Genomic DNA, 22,241 nt, shown 5'->3' on the forward strand with positions numbered 1-22,241 from the left:
TTGATTTAGCTTTTGGGCTTTGAATTCTTGGTGTTCAGGAATGGGGTTGGGTCGGAATCCACCAGTCGCGACCGCGCGGGGTCTCGACATATTCCGGCCAGCGGAAATGGATCGGGGGATCGTAGTCGCAGAGCGGCGGGATCCATTTGGCGCCGCCGATGCCGCCGCCGGTGCGGGTCTCGAATTCATCGCGGGCCGCCTTGCGGGCGTCGGCGTCTTCCATCAAGCGCAGTGCGGAGAGCGCCAGCACCTTGGAGGCGGTTCGCACCATCGGGTCGATGGTCTCGGGCATGCCGCCGAGGGCATTCATGACCCAGCCGGGATAGCGGTAACCTCCCGGGGCCCTGAGGGCCGGGCGGGCGATGTAAAAGCGGGCGACTGGGGCATGCCAGGACATGTCGGTATAGTCGTCGGATGTCGAATTGAGCTGCGACGGCGGCAGGTCGCGGCGGAGGATTGCTTCGGCGGATTGCGGGTCGATCAGCTGCTCCATCTCATCGATGAAGGGTTCGGGCATCGGCTTGAGCCCGAGCGTCGCCTGGATTTCGCGCGCCTTGTCCTTGGCGGCTTCGCCCCAGCGCGGCGCGCCGACGGCCTGCAATGAGTCCCAGACCACGTTGGCCATGGCGTGATTGGCGAGGCCGGGGCGCGACTTGCAGACCCAGTGGCGCTCGTAGCGGCAGCCGGACATCCGGGCGGCATGTTCGGCATTGCGGTCGAGGAAGGCGGTCGCCTGCTCGGCCATGGCAAGATCAGGCATCCGCATCATGTACTGGATTTCGGCGAGGCCGGCGGGAAGGTTGTCGGCCGTGGCCTGGCCGGCGGCCAAGATCGCCTCGCTGACGGACCAGCCGCCTTGATGCGGTAGCATGGAATCGCGCAGCGCCTTGGACGACATGTACATCATCATGAGTGCGTCATTGGCGCCTGGTGCGCGGACGGCAGAATGCGACTGGGGGATCGGGGCACCGTCCGACCGGCCCCAATCCTCGGGCTGGTCGCAGACGAAGCGGTAGATCATGGAATAGGCGGCGCCGCAATGCGTGTCCCAGCGCACCGTGTTGCACATCGGCAGCATGTAGAACGGGTGGAATGACAGCATGCCGTCGAGGCCGTCATAATAGCCTTTGGCAGCATGGATCGGCTTGGAGCCGCGCACTTTCTCAGCCGGCTCGCCGGTGAAGCGTAGCGTGCCTTTGATATCGTGACGCTCCATCGCCGCTTTGGTGGCCAGCAGGCCGCCGAGCGCGCCGATGCCAAGGCCGGAATGTGGATCCGTATGACCGCCGGCATGTTCGCTGAGGCCAGCGCGGGGTGCCTTGTAGGTCGTGGCCGCCTGGCAGTTGCCGGGCACGGCGTCATATTCGGCATACATGCCGACGGAGGGGCCGGCGCCGCTTGACCATTCTGCGGCGAAGGCCGTCGGCATGCCGGCCGAGCCTTCCTCGACGGTGAAGCCGTTGGCGCGCAGCGTCTTCACATACCAGTCGACGGATTTGTATTCCCGCCAGGCCGTCTCGCCGAAATCGAAAATCGTCGACGTCCAGGCAGAGAGATCCCTCTGGATCGCATCGACATGGGCAAGGGCGTGGCTCTGGGCTGGCGACAAGGACATGCAATTCTCCTCACCCGGAGTACAGCGCACATCGCATATTCGAGAAAGTGAAATCTTTTCCCTGGCGCGGCAAATTTGGTTCACCATTGCCCCGAATTTGGTTAGCTTAACGGGCTTGAGGAGACGTCATGAAACGGATTCCATCGACCCAGGCGCTGCGCGCGCTCGACAGTTTCACCCGGCATGGCTCGGTCTGGAAGGCAGCGGACGAGCTGAACCTGACCCGCAGCGCCGTCAGCCACCAACTGCGCCTTCTGGAACGCGACCTCGGTTTTCAGCTGCTCAATCGTATAGGAACCCGGATCGAGTTGACCGAGCAAGGGCTTGGCTATGCGCTCGATGTCCGCAAGGCGCTCAACACGATCACCGGCTCGGCGGTGCGGCATGCCAATCGGGGTGTCTCGGGCTCGATCAATGTCTGCTGCACGCCGGGCTTTGCCTCGAGCTGGCTCTGCAGCCATATTTCGAGCTTTCGCGAGGCGCATCCCGATGTGAAGCTTGCAATCTCGACACCGATGCGGCTCGATGATGTCTCCAATCCCGATGTCGATGTCTTCATCTCCTTCGGCACTGGCTACTGGCCGGACATGACAGTGGAGCTCCTGGTCGAGGTGGAGTTCACCCCGCTCTGCAGCCCTGTACTGATCAACAAGACCGTATGGCTCTCCGATCCTTCCGACATCCGCAAGGCCTGCCTGCTGCATCTGGTCGATGATGACGACTGGGAGGAATGGCTGACGACGGCGGGCGTCGATCCCGCTTTCGCCCAGACCGGCATCACCTTCTCCGACATGAATCTCGTCTACGCCGCTGCGATGGCGGGACAGGGCATCGCCATGGGCGACGAGTTCATCTGTCGCAATGCAATGGCGACGGGCCAGCTCGTGCGGCCCTTTGATATCAATATCCGCTCCAAGCGCTCTTACTATCTCGTCGTTTCAGAGGCCAAGGCCGACAACAAGACAGTCGTCGCCTTCTGTGAGTGGCTGAAAGAAGAGGTGATGAAAAACGAGGCGGTGCCTGTCATGGCTTGATGGAAAAATCGGCCAATAGGTGAACCAAATTTGTCAAATGGGTGAAAAGATTTCGTTTGAACGGCTGTCAATTCGCCCCTAGGCTCATTGCAATAACAAGGGAACGGCCATGCAAACCAAGAACAGGGCGGCCGAACTTGACGCTCGGGGAATTGGCAAGACATACGGCGATTTTCATGCGCTGAATGACGTATCGCTGACGATCGGACGCGGCGAGTTTCTGACGCTGCTTGGGCCTTCGGGCTCCGGCAAGACCACGTTTCTCATGATCCTGGCCGGTTTCGTGAACGCGACATCGGGCGCGCTCACCATGGATGGCGCCGATATCACCAAGCTGCCGGCGGAGAAGCGCGGCTTCGGCATGGTGTTCCAGGGCTACGCGCTCTTCCCGCACATGTCGGTCGAGAAGAACATCGCCTTCCCGCTGCAGGTCCAGGGCCGCAATGCCCAGGACATCAAGGCCAAGGTCGATAACATCGTCGACCGCGTCGGCCTGCGCGAACATGCCAAGAAGCGCCCGTCCGACCTCTCGGGTGGTCAGCAACAGCGCGTGGCGCTGGCCCGTGCGTTGGTGTTCGAACCCTCCGTGCTGCTGCTCGACGAGCCATTCTCGGCGCTCGACAAGAATCTGCGCGGTTCGATGCAGGAAGAGGTGCGGCGGCTGCACCAGGAGACCGGCACGACCTTCGTCTTCGTGACGCATGACCAATCGGAGGCCTTGGCGCTGTCGACGCGGGTGGCGATCTTCAACAAGGGCAAGCTGCAGCAGCTTGGCAGTCCGAAGGACGTCTACGAGCATCCGGCCAACCGGTTCGTGGCGGAATTCCTTGGCGATATCAACATCTTCGATCTTGCAGGCTGCAAGCTCGCTGGCGATGTCGCAGAGGGCAAGTTCGAGGACAGCGTGATCCGGGCCTCGAAGGCCGCAGGCGTGCCGACCGGCCATTTCGCGATACGGCCCGAGCACATGGTCCTGACCCGCGAGCAGCCGGCGGATCGCAATGCACTGGCTGCCGATATCGAGGACATCACCTATCTGGGCGCCGCGACGCGCTTTGCACTGAAGACGCCGGGCGGCAAGGGACTGGCTCTGGAAATGCCGACGCGCGAGACCGGGCCGGATTTCGAAAAGGGCAAGAGAGTTTGGGCGAGCTGGGAACGCGATCAGGGCTTTTTCCTCTGATCCCCGCCCGTCTGAGAAGGCTGGAATACCTGAGAAGACTGGGAATGCATACTAAAACACAAAAATAGAGGAGAACGACATGTCTATGGAATTCGAGAAGGAAACGCTGGAAATCCTGTCCAAGCGCGTCGATAGCGGTCAGCTCACCCGCCGCCGCTTCACCCAGATTGCGGCGATGCTGATCGGTGGCGCGCCGCTGGCGCTCAAGGCCAAGGGCGCCTGGGCTGCCGCCAACGAGTTGGTGTTCGTCAATTGGGGCGGGGACGCGATGACCGCCTATGACGAGGCCTACGGCAAGGCGTTCCTCGCGGAAGCCGGCGTGACCGTCAAGCAGGACGGTTCCGGCCCGACCGAAGGCGCGATCGCCGCCCAGGTCGAAAGCGGCAAGCCGAGCTGGGACATTGTCGACGCCGACCCGTTCTCTGCCCAGGCGCTCGGCAAGAAGGGCCTCATGGAGCCGATCGACTACTCGATCGTCGATAAGTCCAAGTTCCGCCCGGGCTTCGGCTGGGAATATGCCGCCTCGACCTATTTCTTCTCTTACATCATCGCCTATGACGCCTCGAAATTCGGCGACAAGGTGCCGACAGGCATGGCCGACTTCTTCGACGTCGAGAAATTCCCAGGCAAGCGCTCGCTCTACAAATGGGGCGCCGGCATGTGGGAAGCCGCTCTGCTCGCCGATGGGGTCGCACCGGAAAAGCTCTATCCGCTCGACCTCAAGCGCGCACATGACAAGATCGCGGCCTTCAAGGACAATGTAGTTTCTTATTGGGGTGGCGGTGCTGAAAGCCAGTCGGTCCTGCTCAACGGCGAAGCCTCGATGGCGATCGTGTGGTCGACGCGCGCGGGCCTGATCGAGAAGGATTCCGGCGGCGCGGTCAAGTTCATCTGGGACCAGGGCCTGATCTCGCCCGGCGCGATGGGCGTGCTCAAGGGCAATCCGGGCGGCAAGGATAATGCGATGAAGTTCATCGCTTCTTCGCAGGATCCGAAGAAGCAGCTCGTCATGTTCGAAAAGCTCGGCCAGGGCCCGGCCAATCCGGCAGCGGATGCGCTGGTGCCCGAGGACCAGAAGCGGTTGAACCCAGTCGATCCGGAGAACATGAAGAAGCAGATCGCGCTGGACATGGCCTGGTACGAGACCAATTACGGTCCGGCGCTGGACGAGTATACGAAGATTATTGCTGCCTAAGATGGGGTGAGGGGTGTCGAGTTCACCCCTCACCAACTTCGGCCAAAGGTTCACTGTGGTTCACCCGGCCTTCGTATCCTCTCCCACAGGGGGAGAGGTAAACCCGCATCGACCGCCCTTGCCGCAGGTGAGGGCGGCAATCGTGGCACCCTACCTCTCCCCTTGTGGGAGAGGATAGCAAGTCCGCACGAGGCGAAGCCGAGTGCATGGACGCGCTTGGTGAGGGGTGGATCTTCTAGTGAAACCAATATCTGGAAAGGAGGCCCAAAATGCGATCGGACTATCTCAAGCCGGCACTGCTGCTCGGGCCGCTGATCCTGTTCCTTCTGCTCGCCTATGCCATCCCCTTCCTCGGTGTCGTCCGCTGGAGCGTGACGCTTCCCGAACTTGGCCTCGGCAATTACGGCCGGGCGGTCACCGATCCGCTGATCATCTCAGTCTTTATCCGCACCTTCCGGATCTGCTTCTTCGTCACCATCCTCTCCGTCGCCATGGCCTATATTGTCGCGCTCGTCTGGGTGCGCGGCACGCCGGCGCAAAGGCTGATCGCGGAGCTCTGCATCCTCATTCCGTTCTGGATCTCGGTGCTGACGCGCGCCTTCGGCTGGGTGGCGCTGCTCTCCAATCGTGGCCTGATCAATACCTGGCTGACCCAACTTGGCGTTATCAGTGAGCCGCTGACCATGGTGCGCAACGAATTCGGCGTCGTGCTCGGCATGACGCATTTCCTCATTCCCTTTGCCGTCTTCCCGATCGCCTCTGCGATGCGCAGCCTCGACGAGCGCGTTCTGCTCGCAGCGCGCGGCATGGGGGCGACGCGGATGCGGACCTTCTGGCAGATCTTCCTGCCGATGACGGCGGCCGGCATTTTGGGTGCCGCAATCATGGTCTTCGTCTTCTCGCTCGGCTTCTTCATCACGCCCGCCATTCTCGGCGGCGGCCGCAGCGTCATGGCCGCGGAACTGATCTATCTTCGGCTGTTCCAGAGCCCGGACTGGGGCCTGGGTGCGGCCATCAGCGTGCTGATGATGCTGATCGTCGGGCTGCTGCTGGCGCTGCTGATGCGCTATGTCCGCCCCGGCGGAATGGTGAGGTAGAACCATGGAACGCCCAAGCGCAATCGCCCTCATCCTCGCCGCCTTCGTCGCGGTATTCCTGCTGCTGCCACTGTTCGCCGTTGTGCCGGTTTCCTTCACGCCAGCGCGCTTTCTCTCCATGCCCAACGGAAATTGGTCGCTGCGGCACTATATGGCGCTAGTCGAGAACCCGGCCTGGCTGCAGGCGACGTGGCTCTCGATTCGGATTGCCGTCTTGAGTTCGCTGATCTCGACAGGCCTCGCGCTCGCCTTCAGCCTCGGCATGTGGATGTACCGGCCGGTCATGCCGGGCCTTTATTACGGCTTCGTGCTGATGCCGATGGTGGCGCCGCCTGTTGTTTCGGCGATCACGATCTACTTCTTCCTGACCTCGCTCTCCAAGATGAACGATTGGATCGGCTATGACACGGTCGTGGGCGTGGCGATCGCGCATGCCGTCATGATCGCGCCTTTCGCAGTGGTGTTGGTCACGGTGTCGCTGAGCCAGGTTGATCGCCGTATCGATCTCGCCGCGCGCGGCTTCGGGGCCAGCGTCAGCCAAAGGATCTTCCGGGTGATCCTGCCCAATATTAAGTTCGGCGTCTTCACTGCGGCCTTCCTTGCCTTCGTGCTTTCCTGGGAGGAAATCGGGGTCACGCTCTTCATCACTTCGGTCAATGCCGTGACGCTGCCGCGCATGATGTGGATGGGCCTGCGCGACAATATCGATCCAGCCATCGCTGCGATCTCGGTTCTACTGATCGGCCTTGTCATCATCGTGATCCTCGGCAAAACCGTCGTCGCCGCGATGGCGGCGAAAAAGAGCTGAACTTCCTGCTGGACAAATCCGCGATAAATTATACGCTTGTAGAATTAAAAGAATCTGACGGGAGCGGGACGTGATCAGCACGGGCATGTATCTGACGAAACTTCTGGAAGCCTATGGTGTCGACACGGTGTTCGGCATTCCGGGCGTGCATACGGTCGAGCTTTATCGCGGTCTCGCCGGCAGCTCGATCCGCCATATCACGCCGCGGCATGAGCAGGGCGCGGGCTTTATGGCCGATGGCTATGCACGGGTCACCGGCCGGCCGGGCGTTTGCTTCATCATCACCGGTCCCGGCATGACCAATATCGTCACCGCCATGGGGCAGGCCTATGGCGATTCGATCCCGATGCTGGTGATCTCCACCGTCAACAGCCATGGCCGCATGGGCTCGGGCGAGGGTTGGCTGCATGAGCTGCCGAACCAGCAGGCGCTGGTGAGCCAGGTGGCGGCCTTCAGCCATACCGTGAACCGCCCCGAGGAGCTGGCGCCGGTCCTGGCCCGCGCATTTGCCATCTTCGACAGCGCCCGGCCGCGGCCGGTGCATATCGAGCTGCCGATCAATGTGATGCTGGCGGATGCCGGCCATCTCAAGGTGCCGGAAAGCGTGGCGCGCATGGCGCCGCCGGAGCCGGGCTACGAGGAAATCATCTGGGCGGCCGACTTGCTGAACGCTGCCAAGGCGCCGCTGATCCTCGCTGGCGGCGGCGCGAAATGGTCGGCACAGGAAATCACGGCGCTTGCGGAGCGACTTGATGCACCCGTGATCATGACCACCAATGGTCGCGGCATCCTGCCGCCCGGGCATCCGCTCGCGGTGTCGATCTCGCCGAGCTTCCCTGCTTCGCGCGCGCTGGTCGCGTCGTCCGACGTGGTGCTGGCGCTCGGCACGGAGTTCGGTCCGACCGATTATGACATGTATGAGGATGGCTTCTTCGAACTGCCCGGCCGATTGATCCGCGTCGATCTCGACCCGGCGCAGGTCATGCGTGGACCGGTTCCCGAGATCGGCATTGTCGGCGACGCGCAGTCGGCGGCCAATGACCTCATCGAACTGGTCGAGGAGAAGGAACGCGGCGGCAAGGCACGGGCCGAAAAGGCGCGTGCCGACGGCGCCCGCAGCGATCTGACCGAACAGATGCGCGGCGACCTGCACATCCTCGAGCTGGTGCGCGATACGCTGCCGGGTGTCATCTTCGCCGGCGATTCCACCCAGCTCGTCTATGCCGGCAATCTCGGTTTCGACTCGGCGGGACCAGCGCAATATTTCAACTCCGCCACTGGTTATGGCACCCTGGGCTATGGCCTCCCGGCCGGCATAGGCGCCAAGGCGGGCCTGTCCGAAGCGCCGGTCGTGGTGCTCGCCGGCGATGGCGGCGTGCAGTTTTCCATTGCCGAGCTTGCCACGGCCAAGGAGGCCAGGCTGCCAGTCATCCTGCTGCTGTTCGACAACAAGGGTTATGGCGAGATCAAGTCCTATATGGTGTCGCAGAACATCCCGCCGCTGGGGGTGGATCTTTACACGCCCGACTTCATCGGCATCGGCAAGGCCTATGGATGGCAGACGGAACATGTCGACGATCTCGATGGGTTGAAGGCCGCGCTGGTGGCGGCGGGTGGAAGCGATGAACCGACGATGATCGTTTTTGGGGATACTGTGCGGGATGAGGCGATGAGGGTGGCGACGGCGGGATGAGGTGATTGGGGATTACCCCTCACCAAGCGCGCCCAGGCACTCGACCGCTGGTCTCGCGCGGGCTTGCTATCCTCTCCCACAAGGGGAGAGGTAGGGTGCCCCGATTGCCGCCTTTACTGTGGCGAGGCGGTGCAGCGAGTCTACCTCTCCCCTTGTGGGAGAGGATACGAAGGCCGGGTGAGCAGAGCGAACCCCTGGCCGAAGTTGGTGAGGGGTAAATTTCCAAGCTGACGGTTTGAAGGAAAAGGTTGACCAACCATGTCGGAACACAAATTCAACCAGCCGCTCGGCGGCAACGAGATGCCCCGCTTTGCCGGCCCCGGCACGATGATGCGGCTGCCGACCCAGCCAACGGCCGAGGGCCTCGATGCCTGCTTCGTCGGCATTCCGCTCGATGTCGGCACCTCCAACCGATCCGGCACGCGGCTCGGGCCACGTCAGATCCGGCAGGAAAGCTGCATGCTGCGCCCCTACAACATGGCGACGGGTGCCGCGCCTTTTGATTCCATCCAGGTGGCAGATATTGGCGACGTGCCGCTCAATACGTTCGATCTCAAGAAGTCGGTCGATATCATCACCGCCTTCTACGACGGCATCCTGGCGCATCCCTGCATTCCGCTTTCGCTCGGCGGCGATCATACGATGACCTATCCGATCCTGCGTTCGATCGCCAAGAAGCATGGGCCGGTGGCGCTGATCCATGTCGATGCCCATGCCGATATCAATGACGAGATGTTCGGTGAGAAGATCGCCCATGGCACGCCGTTCCGCCGCGCCTATGACGATGGCCTGCTGCGGAACGACAAGGTGTTCCAGATCGGGCTCCGCGGCACCGGATACTCGCCGGAGGACTTCAACTGGGCGCGGTCCAAGGGCTGGACGGTGGTTCAGGCGGAGGAATGCTGGTACAAGTCGCTCACGCCGCTGATGGCCGACATCCGCGCCAAGATCGGCGATGCACCGGTCTACCTCACCTATGATATCGACAGCCTCGACCCTGCTTTCGCACCGGGCACCGGCACGGTCGAGATCGGTGGCCTGACGACCTGGCAAGCGCTGGAGATCATCCGCGGCTGCGCTGGTCTCAATCTCGTCGGCGGAGATCTGGTCGAGGTCTCGCCGCCTTTCGATACAACCGGAAATACGGCGCTGATCGGCGCCAACCTGCTCTACGAGATGCTCTGCGTGCTGCCGGGCGTGAAGCGCGGCTGAACTGGAGCCTTTCATGTTCCATGAAAGGCTCGGGGGAACTCGGGCGCGGGCATCGGCGTTCTTGCCGCCATGGATGCCATTCTCGCCGACATGTTCCCCGAAAGCCGCATCGGCTATCCCGTCATCTTCGCCCGCTTTGTCGGCGCGATCCTGCTCGGAGGCCTCATCGGCTTCGAGCGCGAAGCCAAGAATCGGCCGGCGGGGCTCAAGACCCATATCATGGTGGCGCTCGCCGCCGCGGTGTTCTCGATCATCTCAATCGAGGCCATCCATACTGCGGCGCTCGCCTCGGACAGTTTCAAGCCGGATCCGTTGCGCGTGATCGAAGCGGTCACGGCGGGCGTCGCTTTTCTCGCAGCCGGCACGATCGTACTGTCGCGCGGGGAGATCCACGGCATCACCACAGGTGCCAGCCTCTGGCTTGCCGGCGCCATCGGGCTTTGCCTGGGCTTCGGCCATTGGGTCATCGGCTTCGCGGCCGTCGTGGCCGGCATTGCCATTCTCTTCTTCGTGGGCTTCATGGAAGACAGGCTCGACTCCAGTGGCAGCATCCATGTCGATGACGACAAGCTGCCGCAGGGGGATCCGCCCAAGGGCGAATGACGTGATCCATTCTCAGGGCGAATATACAGACGTATAATAATCATTTCCCGGCCGGGAGAGGATGCGTTAATACTGGGCGCCCGCATTCCAGCCCCTCCGGTTCCCATGCCCAAGACCGTTCTCATCGGGGTCGTCTCGACCATTCTCGCCTATTTCATGTTCTCGCTTCAGGATGCGGCGGTGAAATGGCTCGTCGTCGGCCAGCCCGTCGTGCAGATCCTCTTCGTGCGCTCCATCACCATCCTGGTGATATGTGTTGCAATTGGTCGCCGCGACGTGGTTGTGCAATCGTTGAATTCGCCGGTTCTGAAGCCGATGTTCCTGCGCGCGCTGCTGCTCTTTGCCGCCTGGCTCTCCTACTACAATGCATCGAAGTATCTCGGGCTCGCGGAACTCACGACCCTCTACTACGCCGCGCCCATCCTGATCACGATCCTGGCAGTACCGATACTCAAGGAGGATGTGCCGCCGATCCGCTGGCTCGCCGTGTTGATCGGCTTTGTCGGCGTGATCGTTGCCACCGACCTGATAGGCACCGGCATGCGGATTTCCTGGCCGGTTTGGCTTGCGCTGCAGGCAGCTATCTTCTGGGCTATTTCGACCGTGCTGCTGCGCAAGACATCGCTGGCGGAGCGGACGATCGTGCAGATGACGCTCTCCAACGCGATGCTCGCAGTGTTTACCGGGCTTGCGCTTTTCTATTACTGGACGCCGGTGACACTCCCGCAGCTTGCCCTGACTTCGCTGACCGGCGTGTTCGCCGCCCTTGGTCAATATGCCATGTTCGAAGGCATGCGGCGTGCGCCGGTCTCGATCCTGGCGCCTTTCGAATATACGTCGCTGATCTGGGCTTTTGTGCTTGGCTTCCTGATATGGGGCGATGTGCCCCGGCACAATGTGTTCCTGGGCGCCATGCTGATCTTTGCAGCGGGCGTCACGATTATCCTCGGAGAACGTTTCGGGCGGCGCGCAGCTTAGCGCCACGCCGGCCGGCGAACGGAACCGGCGGAGTTTTCACTCCGCCGTCAGGTCGTTCACGAGCCTTCGGTGCATTCGGTGATTTCGCAGGTGCTTGAGGTCGTGGTCTTGGCGGCGCATTCGTTCAGCGCACGATCGGAGGCATCGTCCTGGTTGTCGTAATTGTAGCTGTATCCATAGGAGCCTTCCTCGGAAACAGCGATGCAGCCCCAGGCGTTTGCGGTGCCGGAGGTCGCGATCGCACCTGTCGATGCAATGAAGGCTGCGAGCGCGATGCGCAGGTATTTGTTCATGTCATTCCCCTGAATTGGTGCCATGCGGCGGCTTTTCAGTGGCACGCCGGCCACTTGCCGTCCATGATAAAAGTCAAGGAATCTTGGTACGTTAGCGTACGCAGGCGCAGATTAAACCGATGCGCTCGTCGATTGTGGCCGCAAAGTCTCAGTTCGCAGGCTTGAATGGGTCCGACAGCGCCGCGTCCGGTCGGCTGATCGGATATTTGCGGACCGAGGTCTTCGCTGCAAGAGTCTTGGCGCCGTAGCGCTTGAGCTGCGCCCGGAACGAGGGGTGCATGCCGCCGTCGACATAGGAGTGTTCGGTGATACGGCTCTCGAGCACGATGTCGCGGGTCACCGGCGTCGCATCGGCAACGACAGTGTCACTCGAGCCGGGGCAGGCGCCGAGCGGGCTGTCGGGCTCTTCGGGAAAGGCGCGATTGAACTGGTAGCGGCCTTCGCAGACCGAAACCTTCACGTCTCGCTTGGTGCGGTTGAAGGCATCGTAGCCCTGCTTCAGGTTCTGCCAGAAACGCATGTTGGGGTCGCCGGCATGGCTTGCCATATTGGTCGCGTTCATCCGGAACGGGTATGCCTGGACCTGGAAGGAGCGCTGGCCGCTCTTCATCGCCTTGAGAATGATCGGGTAGAGTTCGGCCATCTGCTGGTCGGTCATGGCATAGCAGCCCGATGATGAGCAGGCGCCATGCACCATCAGCGCTTCGCCCGTATAACCGAGCGCACTTTCGAGCCGGTTCGGGTAGCCGAGATTGAAGGAGAGATAGAATTGGGACTTCGGATTGAGCAGGCCCATATTGACCTGATAGAATCCTTCGGGCGCCTGGCGATCGCCAATCTTCTTCTTCGGACCGAGTTTGCCCGACCAGCGGCAGATCGGATAGGTCTTGAAGAGCGCGTATTCGCCCGACGCCTTCCGCTTCCAGACTTCAAGTTCACTCTCTTCCTTGAAGATGCGAACGAGAACGGCGTCCTTTTGATCGAAGCCCTTGGCCTTGATCTCGCGTGCGAGTTTCGGGGTGATTTCCGTCGACGGGTCGAGCGCATCGAGCCCGCCGGAGCAGCCGGCGGCGACCAGGATCGCGGATGTCACCAACGCACTGCTGGCAAGCTTCCGCATCGTCGTGATGATGGACGGTCTATTGCTGATCATCGCTGTAACTCTAGGCCCCGAATGCGCACATCATGCATCCGCCTCCTTGCGACACGCTTGTGTCCCTATTTTGGCAGGGTTGCAAGAGGTCACGGATTTCGTGTCAAAATGCGGCAACAGAGTTAAGAGAAGGTTGATCGCGCACGTCCGCCGGGCTCACGACCGCGTGACCGGCCCCTTGTAGATATAGCCGTCGCTGCGCACCGTCTCGATCAGATCCGCCTCGACCCCATGCTTGTCGAGCTTTCGCCGCAACCGTTCCACCCGCTTGTCGATCGACCGGTCGATCGGGTCGGACGCATTGCCGGGCGCGAGCCGCAACAACTCGTCGCGGGTCATCAACTTGCCAGGATTGGTGACGAAAGCGGCGACGAGATCGATCTCGGTCGGAAAGAGCGGGATCTTTTCCCCGGTGCCATCAAGCAGGATCCAGCGCTTGAGATCGAGCGAAAAGGGACCGAAGGGTTCGAGCTGATGGCGGTTTGCGCTGCGGCGCCGGATAATCGCCTCGATGCGTGCTGAAATCTCCGAAAGCGAGAAGGGCTTGGTAACATAATCGTCGGCACCAAGTTCGAGGCCGACGACGCGGTCGACGAGATCGATGGCGCCGGTCAGCATGATGATTCCGACATCGTGCTGCTGCCGCATCCGGCGCGCGATGCTGAAACCGTCCTCGCCCGGCAGGCTGACATCGAGGATGATCAGATCGGGGGAGGCCACCGCCATTTGTGTGTCGAGCGTTCCCGCATCGGCGGCAAGTCGCACTTCATGGCCGGCAATCGACAGGTAGTCGGCCAGCATTCCGCTCAACGCTACGTCGTCATCGACCACAATCAGGTCTGCCATCCGCTCTCCACGATCGAGAAAAGGCAATTTTTTCAGTGCCCACTATCATCCGAAGCCTGACAAAATGCAATCGTCTGAACCCTCGAGAATGCCAGAGGACCTGCGGTGTGCGAATCGCCGCCCTAAAGGGCGACCGGCGTCTGCCCAGCGGCGCGACGTCGATGTGAAACATTCGACGCATATCGGGATAATTTGATTGAATAACACCCAGTGCATGGAGTTTGATTGGCGATATCTTCATACAAAGTGCGGGAGCACGAAGACGCCATGGCATCAAGGGTAACGGGTATCGGGCCGTCGCCGCGCTTGCTCATGCTCTGCTTCCTGCCGCTGGCTGTCCTGGTCATCGCCATGGGCGTCGACCAGTATGTCCGCCAGCGGGCAGCTCTTCTCTCGGACCTTGCAGGCGAGGCGACCGAAAGACATGGGATTATCAGCGCATCGATCGAGGGTGCAGGACCGCAATTGACGGCGCTGCGCCTGTCGATGGGCCTCGATGCCTACAAGCCGCCCATCGGCACCGTCGTCGTGCTCGACGATAAGAATTCGATCGCCGGTATCAACGGGCAGATGAACGATGGCGACCGCCAGCGTCTCGTCGGCTTTATCCGCCGGCCCGACATCGCCGAAGACAGTGCGACGGACACGAGCGGGCCGACTTTCGAGGAACATTCGGATTTCCGATCGCTGACCCGTGTCTTCGGGCAGTCCGGCTACAAGCTTGTCTATATCGTTCCGGACAGCGATCTAAGGGCCTATCTGCTCCCGCGCTTTGCGCCTTTCCTGGTCATCCTCGCTGGTCTTGCCGCGACCGTGGCCGGCATCTTCTATTTCCTGCACCGGGCTTACATCCTGCCGAGCCTGAAGCTCGCGCGCTATGTCAGCGACCAGGCCTCGGGCCAGGTGGTAACGGCGCCGCAAATGCCGTCGGCCTGGAGCAAGCAGTTCGGGCTGATCGCCAACGCCTTTGCGTCAAGCCGTCGCTATCAGACGCAGCTGGAAAGGAGCGAAGCCCGCTTCCTCGCCGCCACGACCAGCCTTCAGGACGGTTTCGCCATCATCGGACCAGATGGCAAGCTTGCCTTCTTCAACGAAGCGCTCGCCATGCATCTAGCCGAGGAGCAGCGCGACAGGATTTTCGTCGGTCGCGATGTTCAGGATGACATTGACAGAGCATGGTCGGGCGGTGACGGCATGGATATCGAGCGCCAGCTGCCCGACGGTCGCTGGATCGCTGGCCGCCAGAGCCATATTCCAGACGGCGGGCGCGTGATCCTGCTGCGCGACATCACCGATGCGAAGTCATCCGAACTCAGGATGCGCGAGAGCGAGGCGCGCTACCGCAATGTCGTCGAAACCCAGACCGAGTTCGTCGTTCGCTACGACGGAAACGGCTTCCCGACTTTCGCAAACGAGGCCTACTGCCGCTACCTTGGCATATCGCTCGAGGAGATGCTGAATAGGGCGAATAGCGATTTCGAACTCGTCATCCCCGAGGATCGCGAGCGCCATCGCGATTACATCAAATCGCTCGCGCCCAATCAGCCTTCGTCCACGATCGTCATCCGGTGCACGACCCCGACCAGCGACATCATTCACTGGGAAGAGTGGACCGATACCGGCATTTTCGATGAGGCAGGCAAGCTCGTCGAGATCCAGGCGATCGGTCGCGATGTGACCGAGAAGATGCTGGCGCAGGAAGCGCAAAGCGCGAGCGAGGCTCGTCTTGGAGGGTTCCTGAACTATGCGCCCGTGGCCATGCTGGCCAAGGATCTGGAGGGACGGTTTACGCTTGCCAATCCTGAGGCGCTCAAGCGGCTCAATCGGACCGAAGCGGATGTTATCGGCAAGATGACAATCGATATCCTGCCGGCCAGCGAAGCCGACGAGATGGACCGCTCGATTGCCAAGGTTCTGGAGACCGGCGAGATGCAGGTCGAGGAGCAGCATCATCCATCGCTCGAACCGTTCCTCTACAGCCTGTTCATCCGCTTTCCGCTGCGTGCCGCCTCGGGCGAAATCAACGGCGTCGGCATTTTCGTCGTCGACCAGACCCGTGAAAAGCTCGCGGAATTGGAACTCGACCAGCAGCGTGGCGCCCTGCACCAGAGCGAGAAGCTTGCGGCGCTCGGTTCGCTGCTTGCCGGCGTCGCGCACGAACTCAACAATCCGCTTTCCATCGTCGTCGGTTATGCCGGCATGCTGCATGAAATGGCGACCGACGAGGCGACCAAGCGCCGGACCAAGGAACTGCATTCGGCGGCCGAGCGCTGCGGGCGTATCGTCAAGACCTTCCTCTCCATGGCCCGGTCGAAGCCGATCGAGAAGCGCAACGTCGATATCGACACCGTCATCGACGATGTGCTGGAACTGGCCGCCTACGGACTGCGCAGCAACGGTGTCACCATGGTGCGGAACCGCGGCAAGGACCTGCCCACCACGCTTGCCGATCCGGACCAGATGCATCAGGTCTTCATGAATGTCGTGCTGAATGCGCAGCAGGCGATGATGAACATCACGGGTGCGCGCTCCCTGGATGTCGAGACGCGGTTCGATGGCACCAATATCGAGGTGGACATCGCCGATACCGGCCCCGGCGTCCCGGAAGATATCCGCAAGCGCGTGTTCGAACCCTTCTTCACGACCAAGCCGCAGGGGGTCGGGACCGGTATCGGCCTTTCCGTCTGCCTGCGCATCGTTCAGGCGCATGGCGGGACGATCCACCTCGACAATGGTGAAGGGGGTGGCACCATATGCCGCATCCGATTGCCGGTGACAGAGGCGCGCATGACAACGGTACCAGGCGGCGGCGAGGCCGCCTTTGTGCTTTCTGGCGCGCTGCTCGTCGTCGACGATGAGCCGGCCATCGGTCGCTACATCACCGAATATCTCAGCGCTGAAGGCGTCGTCGTCACCGCTGTGGATACGGGTCGCGAGGCGCTCGAATTGCTCGCCAACGGAACCGCTTTCGATGCGGTGCTGACGGATCTTCGCATGCCCGACATCAGCGGCGACAAGCTGATCGACTATATCGCCGAAAACCGACCGGATCTTGAGGGCCGTGTCGTGATGATGACCGGCGACGCCCTCGGACCCGAGGTCGTTTCCAGGACGCGCGACGTTCCCGTCGTCGTCAAGCCGCTCGAACTGAGAGCACTGCGTACCGCGCTGCGTGCCATCCTGGGCAAGGATAGCCATAGCAAAGAAAAGAATCTCGACCGAAAGGCCGAGGCAGACCAGAAAGAGAATGCGTAATGTCAGACCTGAATATCATCGTCGTCGATGACGAACCCGGCCTTCGTGGCATGATCGAGGACTATCTGTCGATGCAGGGTTTTTCCGTGGCCTCCGCTGAAAACGGCGCGGCACTCGACCGTCTGCTGGCGACCAACAATCCGGACATGTTGCTGATGGATGTAAATATGCCCGGCGAGGACGGGATTTCCATCGTCAAGCGGCTCAGGCATGCTGGCGAGCGCATGGGCATCATCATGCTGACCGCCAATGCCGAAGAGAGCAGCAAGGTTGACGGGCTCTCCTACGGCGCGGATGATTACCTCACCAAACCGTTCGAAGTGCGGGAACTGCTCGCCCGCGTCCGCAGCCTGCAGCGTCGCTTGCCGCCGCGCCAGGAGAAGCCCGCCAAGAAACGCCAGACGCTGGAATTCGGGCCGCTCGCGCTCGATATGGACGGTCGTCGCGTCTTCGGCCCTGAAGGTATCGAGATCGAGGTCTCCAGCATGGATTTCGACCTGCTCGAAACCTTTGCCCGCCATCCGCGGCAGATCCTGTCGCGCGACCGGCTTTGCGAACTTGCCTTCGGGCGCCCGCTTGCGCCGGCCGACCGCAGCCTTGACATCCGCATCGCCCGGCTTCGCAAGAAGATCGAGGTCGATCCCAACCATCCGCCGGTGCTGAAGACGGTGCGTGGCGAAGGTTATGTCTTCGAGCCGGTCAACTGATCCGCATTATCTTGTGCGCAAGCGCCGAATGCGATCAGGCACCTGGCGCCAAATGAAAAGGGACGGCACACTGGCCGTCCCTTTCCGAGTCTCGGGAGGACTCTTTTCAGCGGATGAAGGCGTCGTTGCGCACACCGGGAGCCGCAACGCGAGCGTGATTGATGCGGATGTCGGCGAACTCGGCATCGACATGGTGAGGATCGAGCCGCGGCGCGACCGCCGCCGCAGAAACACGCATCAACGGGCACGGCTGGGCGGCGCGCTCGGCGCGGGCTGTTTCATTCAGCCAGTCTGAAGAGATGCCTTCGAGATTGAGGGCGCGGGTGACGACGGGATCGATAGTGGCCTCGGTGGCGCTGGCAACGACCGTGACCGGCGTGCTGCGCTGCGTGAGGGCATCGTGCGCCACGAACCCCAAGAGGGTTGCAACAACTGCCACCAACTGATTTGCAATGTTGCTCATCTTCGGTCCCCCGGCCTGGCTCCCCGCCCGCCTTCGTTGGATGGCATGATTAAGAAATGATTGTTTCACAACAAAGTCGTCGGGGCGAAAATTTGTTATCGGGCGCCAAAACGCGTCCCAGCTGGCGCCGAAGTGATAGAATGCCCACAATAACAGCGCCGCCAGGCTTTGATGACAGCGCTACCTTGAGCTGAATTCACAGATTTTCAGTCGCAGAACGGTCACGCAACTGAAACGATCGCGCCAAATTTTACTTTAGGCGCCAGTCCGAAGGCGGCTTTCAATGAGGAGGCCGCTCTCATCGAGAATGGGGTGGGCGACGGAGACGATATGGGCATTGATGCGCTTGAGGTCGCGCAGCAGATCGAGATGCAGTGAGCTCGAGAGCAGGCTTTCGGTGAGGCCGTCGCGCAGGCGTTCGAGATGGCGCTCGGAGGATTGTTTCTCCAGCCGGCGGACGCTGACCTTGACTTCCATGAGCTGCCGGGCGAGCCCCGCATCGCTGGTGACGAAGATCGTCTGACCGATGCGCAGATTGTCGATGGTGAGGTCGAACAGGCCTTTGAGTTCCTTGAGCCCATCTTCGGAGAAGGCAAGGCCCTTGGCGACCTTCTTGGTGATTTGCTCGACCAGGCCCTTTTCGATGATGTCGCCGATATGCTCGAGGTTGATCGCATATTCGATAATGGCGATCGACCGGCGATCATTGCCCGAACCCGTGTCGCGGGCGAGGCGGGAGAGGTAAAGTTTCACCTCCTGCTGCAGCTTGTCGACGCGCTTTTCCAGAAGCGGGACATCCTTGAGCGGCGCCAGGTCATTGGCGGTGAAGGCCTTCTGGCACTCGATCAGCATCTTTTCGATGAGGTCGCCGATACCCAGTACCTCGCGCGTCGCATTGGCGAGCGCAACGACCGGGGTGTTGAGCGCCTGCGTGTCGAGGAACCGCGATCCTTCCTCGCCCTTGGGATCATCCGCGATCAGCCGCTTCATCAGCTTGCTGAGAAGTGGCGTGAATGGCCAGGCAAGCGCCGCGAGGATGATGTTGAACGCAAGATGTGCGTCGACCGGCATGGTGGCGGGCGAGAAGGGCAGGCCCAGCAGCAGGGCGCCGAGATAGCCTGCGAAGGGTAACGCGGCGACACAGCCGATGGCGCGGACGAGCAGATTACCAAGGGTGACCCGGCGCGCCTGGGCCGGAGCGGAGAGCGTCGACAATACCGGCGGCACGGCGCCGCCGAGATTGGCGCCAAGGATCAATGCGACTGTCAGGCCGGGCGAGAGCGCGCCGGTTGAGGCCAGCGACACAATGAGGATAACGACCGCAAGGCTGGAGGACGACAGGGCCGCGAGCGCCGCCGAAAACAGCATCGCCACGACCCATGCATTGTCGAGAAGCTGGATGAATGCGCCGAGCGCCGGCGAGTGCCGGAGGGGCTCGGTCGCGAGGCTGAGGAGATGAAGCGAGAGAAGCATCAGGCCGACGCCGATCGTCGCCATACCGATTCCCTTGGCGACCGTCGAGGCGCGCCGATAGAAGACGATGCCGACGAGGATGAGGAGCGGCGATATCCACTCAATCCCCGTGGATACGATCCACGCCGTGACGGCAGTACCGACATTGGCGCCGAGCAGCACGACCTGCGCCATGGCCGGTGCCACGAGATCGCGCTCGACGAAGGAGGTGATCATCAGCGCCGTTGCGGTGGAGCTCTGAAGTGCGATGGTGGCTGCGAAACCGGATGCGAACGATCTGAAACTGCCGCGCGTGCTGCTGGCAAGGCCGCTTCGGAGCCTAACCCCGAGCGCACGCGTCGCGCCATCCCGGACCTGCGCAAGGCCGAAGAGCAACAGCGCCACGGCGCCGAACAGATTGGTCATGACGACAAGGGATTCCATCGCGGGCGAAAGACTCCTTTCCAGAATGAGCGCATATGCTAGCACGATCTGAAAGGATGCGTTCATTCGCCGGCGAAATTAATTCGTCCGATGACGCCATTCCCGAAAGCTGGTCTGCGCTCAGAGGAAAGGCGTAGCAGACATGGCCTGCACGAAGGTTGCGGCAACGATTGCCGTGCCCAGCAATGCACCGATCCAGATGCCAATGCGTGCGCGATTGGGTCGGAACCGGTCGAGCATGAGGCCGAGAAGCGGTAGTGCCTGCATGATATGGGTGGCGAAGAAGTGTGGCACGCGCAGGTCACCGCCGGTGCGTGACCAGCCGAGGAGGAAGAGTCCGCCGGCGTCGGTCTTGGTTCCGCCGACCCAGTGGCCCGGGCCGTCGATAGCGCCGCCGCTCAGCACGCCGGCCGTGATCAGGGTAAGCACGGCGCCGATCATCAGACCCGAGGCTGCTCCCATCCGAAGGCCCAGGCCCACTTCAGGACGACCCTGTTGCCAGATCATCCAGCCGAAAATGAAGGTGCAAATGACGAGTGTTAATGCGCCGACGCCCATGACCGAATAGAGCGTTGCCTCGAGCGCCGTGCTGTCATTGAAATGCGAGGCGCGGCCTCGTGCCGCCTGGAGCGTGATGTAGGCGATCTCCAACGTGGCGGAAACCGCTATCGCCAAAGCCGTGGCGCGGGCCAAGCGGCCCGCCATCGCTTCGACGCGGAGGATCGGCAGTAACAGAAACAACGTTCCGATCAGCAGGATCAAGGAGGACTGGAACTTGAGCGGCTTTGACCAGACGCTGATCCCGTTGAGCAGCCGCTCATCGATGAGATAGGCGGCGAGGCTGGGGATCATGAAGGCGATCTGGATGCCGAGGGCCGCGAGCAGCGTCTGCTCGACACGGCGCGTGAGCGGGTTGGTGCGAGCGAAAGCCGCGGTCTCTGGGATGGCAGACTGAAAAGTCTCGAAGGTGATGGCCATGGCTCAGCTCCTGGCAGCAATGGAGGACAATGAGGTCTGCGCCCCGCGGGTGACGTAGAACATGAGTAGGCCTAGCGGACCGAACATGAAGGTGGCGACGAGAATGGGCGCCTGGAGCAGACGGCTGAGCTGCGCGCGGTCGGCCCGCTCGGCAATCCAGAGACCGACGAAGAGATCGAAGGCCAGATAATGGATCCAGCCGGCTAGAAGGCCGCCATCCGAGAGGAAGAGCTGCCGCACCTCGGTGATCGAACCAAAGCCGCCACCCTCGACGCGGAAGAAATAGACCATGATCAGGACGGCGTAGGCGACGGATAGCAATCCAACTAGCCCGAACCTCAGGACGGCGGTCAGCAAGGACCAGCGGGGCAGACAGATCAATGCGAGCCATCCAATCATGGCCAGCGTGCTTGCAAGCGAGAAGCCCTGTTCGAATGACATGCCGCCCTCCTATCTTGACAGTGTCAGGATCAAGATGAGTTTTTATCTTGTCAGTGTCAAGATATTTTTGACACATAGCGGATTGGGCGCTATGCAGGGTCATGCCCAAACGACAGAGCTATCATCATGGAGACCTGCGCAACGCCCTGTTGCAGGCGGCTTTGATCATGGTGGAGGAAATCGGCCTCGAGCAGTTGTCGCTCAGAAAGGTCGCGGCGAGCGTCGGGGTTTCCCACGCCGCGCCCGAACATCACTTCCCGTCGATGCGGCATCTCCACAATGCGATGGCGACCTGGGGCTTCGAGACCTTTGTCCGCACGATTGCCGGGGAGATGGAACAGTCGCCGAAGGAAGGTGCTGAAATTCTGCGCGCGGCACGGCGCGGCTACCTGGCGTTCGCCAAGGTGCATCCCAACGTGCTGCGGCTCATGTTCAGTTCCGGGCATCTCGACTGGAGCGCGCCGGAGCTCTGTGAGGCGGCGGACGTGGCCTGGAAACAGCTGCTCGATCTAAGTGCGCCGGCGGCCAACCATCTCGGTCTCAAGACCGAGAATGAGCGGCGAAGGTTGGCTGGCCTTGTCTGGTCGCAGATCCACGGCGAGGCGCATCTCACGATAGATCACAAACTTCCCGAAGAAAGTGGGGCGGCTACGCTGGACATAGCCTCGCTCATCTTCGGTGCCGCCGGACGAGCCGGCGGGTAGGGGCGTGACTCACAACAGGAAGTCGCCTTCCCTGAGGTTGAAGCGCGATCGAGCTCGATCGTGAAATCGTGATCGTGTCGCCATTGC

At 61.6% G+C, this 22,241-nt stretch carries 20 protein-coding genes; 12 read left to right on the plus strand and 8 right to left on the minus strand.

The annotated features are described in order from the left end of the window. Positions 1 to 34 precede the first annotated feature (34 nt). Complete coding sequence (locus tag AC2YI2_RS14240) at positions 35 to 1,615, minus strand: zinc-binding metallopeptidase family protein (protein WP_487387130.1); 1,581 nt, start codon at positions 1,613 to 1,615, stop codon at positions 35 to 37. Between the two features lie 128 nt (positions 1,616 to 1,743). On the opposite strand from AC2YI2_RS14240, the gene AC2YI2_RS14245 reads away from it, so the two are divergent. The 9 genes from AC2YI2_RS14245 to AC2YI2_RS14285 all read left to right on the plus strand — a co-directional run bounded on the left by AC2YI2_RS14245 (position 1,744) and on the right by AC2YI2_RS14285 (position 11,418). Then, positions 1,744 to 2,649, plus strand: a complete 906-nt coding sequence (locus AC2YI2_RS14245; RefSeq protein ID WP_487387131.1) for a LysR substrate-binding domain-containing protein — start codon at positions 1,744 to 1,746, stop codon at positions 2,647 to 2,649. A gap of 109 nt (positions 2,650 to 2,758) precedes the next feature. After that, complete coding sequence (locus tag AC2YI2_RS14250) at positions 2,759 to 3,832, plus strand: ABC transporter ATP-binding protein (protein ID WP_487387132.1); 1,074 nt, start codon at positions 2,759 to 2,761, stop codon at positions 3,830 to 3,832. Between the two features lie 85 nt (positions 3,833 to 3,917). Then, on the plus strand, positions 3,918 to 5,027 hold the full coding sequence (locus AC2YI2_RS14255; protein WP_487387253.1) for an ABC transporter substrate-binding protein: 1,110 nt from the start codon (positions 3,918 to 3,920) through the stop codon (positions 5,025 to 5,027). 269 nt (positions 5,028 to 5,296) lie between these two features. Next, on the plus strand, positions 5,297 to 6,124 hold the full coding sequence (locus AC2YI2_RS14260; RefSeq protein WP_487387133.1) for an ABC transporter permease: 828 nt from the start codon (positions 5,297 to 5,299) through the stop codon (positions 6,122 to 6,124). Positions 6,125 to 6,128: 4 nt separating this feature from the next. After that, positions 6,129 to 6,932 (plus strand): ABC transporter permease, encoded by an 804-nt coding sequence (locus AC2YI2_RS14265; RefSeq protein WP_487387134.1) that lies wholly within the window; start codon positions 6,129 to 6,131, stop codon positions 6,930 to 6,932. 70 nt (positions 6,933 to 7,002) lie between these two features. Next, on the plus strand, positions 7,003 to 8,625 hold the full coding sequence (locus AC2YI2_RS14270) for a 5-guanidino-2-oxopentanoate decarboxylase (protein WP_487387135.1): 1,623 nt from the start codon (positions 7,003 to 7,005) through the stop codon (positions 8,623 to 8,625). A 258-nt stretch (positions 8,626 to 8,883) separates the two neighbouring features. After that, entirely contained in the window at positions 8,884 to 9,837 is a 954-nt protein-coding gene (gene speB, locus AC2YI2_RS14275) for an agmatinase (protein ID WP_487387136.1), read from the plus strand. 69 nt (positions 9,838 to 9,906) lie between these two features. After that, positions 9,907 to 10,440, plus strand: coding sequence for an MgtC/SapB family protein (locus AC2YI2_RS14280; protein ID WP_487387137.1), 534 nt, complete (start codon positions 9,907 to 9,909; stop codon positions 10,438 to 10,440). A 105-nt stretch (positions 10,441 to 10,545) separates the two neighbouring features. Further along, on the plus strand, positions 10,546 to 11,418 hold the full coding sequence (locus tag AC2YI2_RS14285; RefSeq protein ID WP_487387138.1) for a DMT family transporter: 873 nt from the start codon (positions 10,546 to 10,548) through the stop codon (positions 11,416 to 11,418). Between the two features lie 56 nt (positions 11,419 to 11,474). On the opposite strand, the gene AC2YI2_RS14290 is transcribed toward AC2YI2_RS14285, so the two are convergent. From AC2YI2_RS14290 to AC2YI2_RS14300, 3 genes are all read right to left on the minus strand, one after another. Further along, complete coding sequence (locus AC2YI2_RS14290; RefSeq protein WP_487387139.1) at positions 11,475 to 11,711, minus strand: DUF4189 domain-containing protein; 237 nt, start codon at positions 11,709 to 11,711, stop codon at positions 11,475 to 11,477. A gap of 148 nt (positions 11,712 to 11,859) precedes the next feature. Beyond that, positions 11,860 to 12,864, minus strand: coding sequence for a L,D-transpeptidase family protein (locus AC2YI2_RS14295; protein ID WP_487387140.1), 1,005 nt, complete (start codon positions 12,862 to 12,864; stop codon positions 11,860 to 11,862). A gap of 156 nt (positions 12,865 to 13,020) precedes the next feature. Continuing rightward, positions 13,021 to 13,710 (minus strand): response regulator, encoded by a 690-nt coding sequence (locus tag AC2YI2_RS14300; protein WP_487387141.1) that lies wholly within the window; start codon positions 13,708 to 13,710, stop codon positions 13,021 to 13,023. 267 nt (positions 13,711 to 13,977) lie between these two features. Here AC2YI2_RS14300 and AC2YI2_RS14305 point away from each other — a divergent pair, with 267 nt between their 5' ends. Together AC2YI2_RS14305 and AC2YI2_RS14310 are read left to right on the plus strand one after the other, a co-directional pair. Next, positions 13,978 to 16,965: a hybrid sensor histidine kinase/response regulator gene (locus AC2YI2_RS14305; protein ID WP_487387142.1), complete on the plus strand. Its 2,988-nt coding sequence runs from the start codon at positions 13,978 to 13,980 to the stop codon at positions 16,963 to 16,965. After that, a complete protein-coding gene (locus AC2YI2_RS14310) occupies positions 16,965 to 17,672 on the plus strand; it encodes a response regulator (protein ID WP_487387143.1) in 708 nt (235 codons plus the stop codon). Before AC2YI2_RS14305 ends, AC2YI2_RS14310 begins: the two co-directional genes overlap by 1 nt. 106 nt (positions 17,673 to 17,778) lie before the next feature. On the opposite strand, the gene AC2YI2_RS14315 is transcribed toward AC2YI2_RS14310, so the two are convergent. From AC2YI2_RS14315 to AC2YI2_RS14330, 4 genes are all read right to left on the minus strand, one after another. Continuing rightward, a complete protein-coding gene (locus AC2YI2_RS14315) occupies positions 17,779 to 18,135 on the minus strand; it encodes a hypothetical protein (RefSeq protein WP_487387144.1) in 357 nt (118 codons plus the stop codon). Between the two features lie 255 nt (positions 18,136 to 18,390). Then, a complete protein-coding gene (locus AC2YI2_RS14320; RefSeq protein ID WP_487387145.1) occupies positions 18,391 to 20,031 on the minus strand; it encodes a Na/Pi cotransporter family protein in 1,641 nt (546 codons plus the stop codon). 120 nt (positions 20,032 to 20,151) lie between these two features. Beyond that, positions 20,152 to 21,009: a hypothetical protein gene (locus tag AC2YI2_RS14325; protein WP_487387146.1), complete on the minus strand. Its 858-nt coding sequence runs from the start codon at positions 21,007 to 21,009 to the stop codon at positions 20,152 to 20,154. A gap of 3 nt (positions 21,010 to 21,012) precedes the next feature. Next, positions 21,013 to 21,450, minus strand: coding sequence for an ABA4-like family protein (locus AC2YI2_RS14330; protein WP_487387147.1), 438 nt, complete (start codon positions 21,448 to 21,450; stop codon positions 21,013 to 21,015). 101 nt (positions 21,451 to 21,551) lie between these two features. On the opposite strand from AC2YI2_RS14330, the gene AC2YI2_RS14335 reads away from it, so the two are divergent. Then, positions 21,552 to 22,154, plus strand: coding sequence for a TetR/AcrR family transcriptional regulator (locus AC2YI2_RS14335; protein ID WP_487387148.1), 603 nt, complete (start codon positions 21,552 to 21,554; stop codon positions 22,152 to 22,154). Positions 22,155 to 22,241: the final 87 nt, after the last annotated feature.

The sequence above is a fragment of the Rhizobium sp. SRI_017 genome (genome assembly GCF_057586295.1).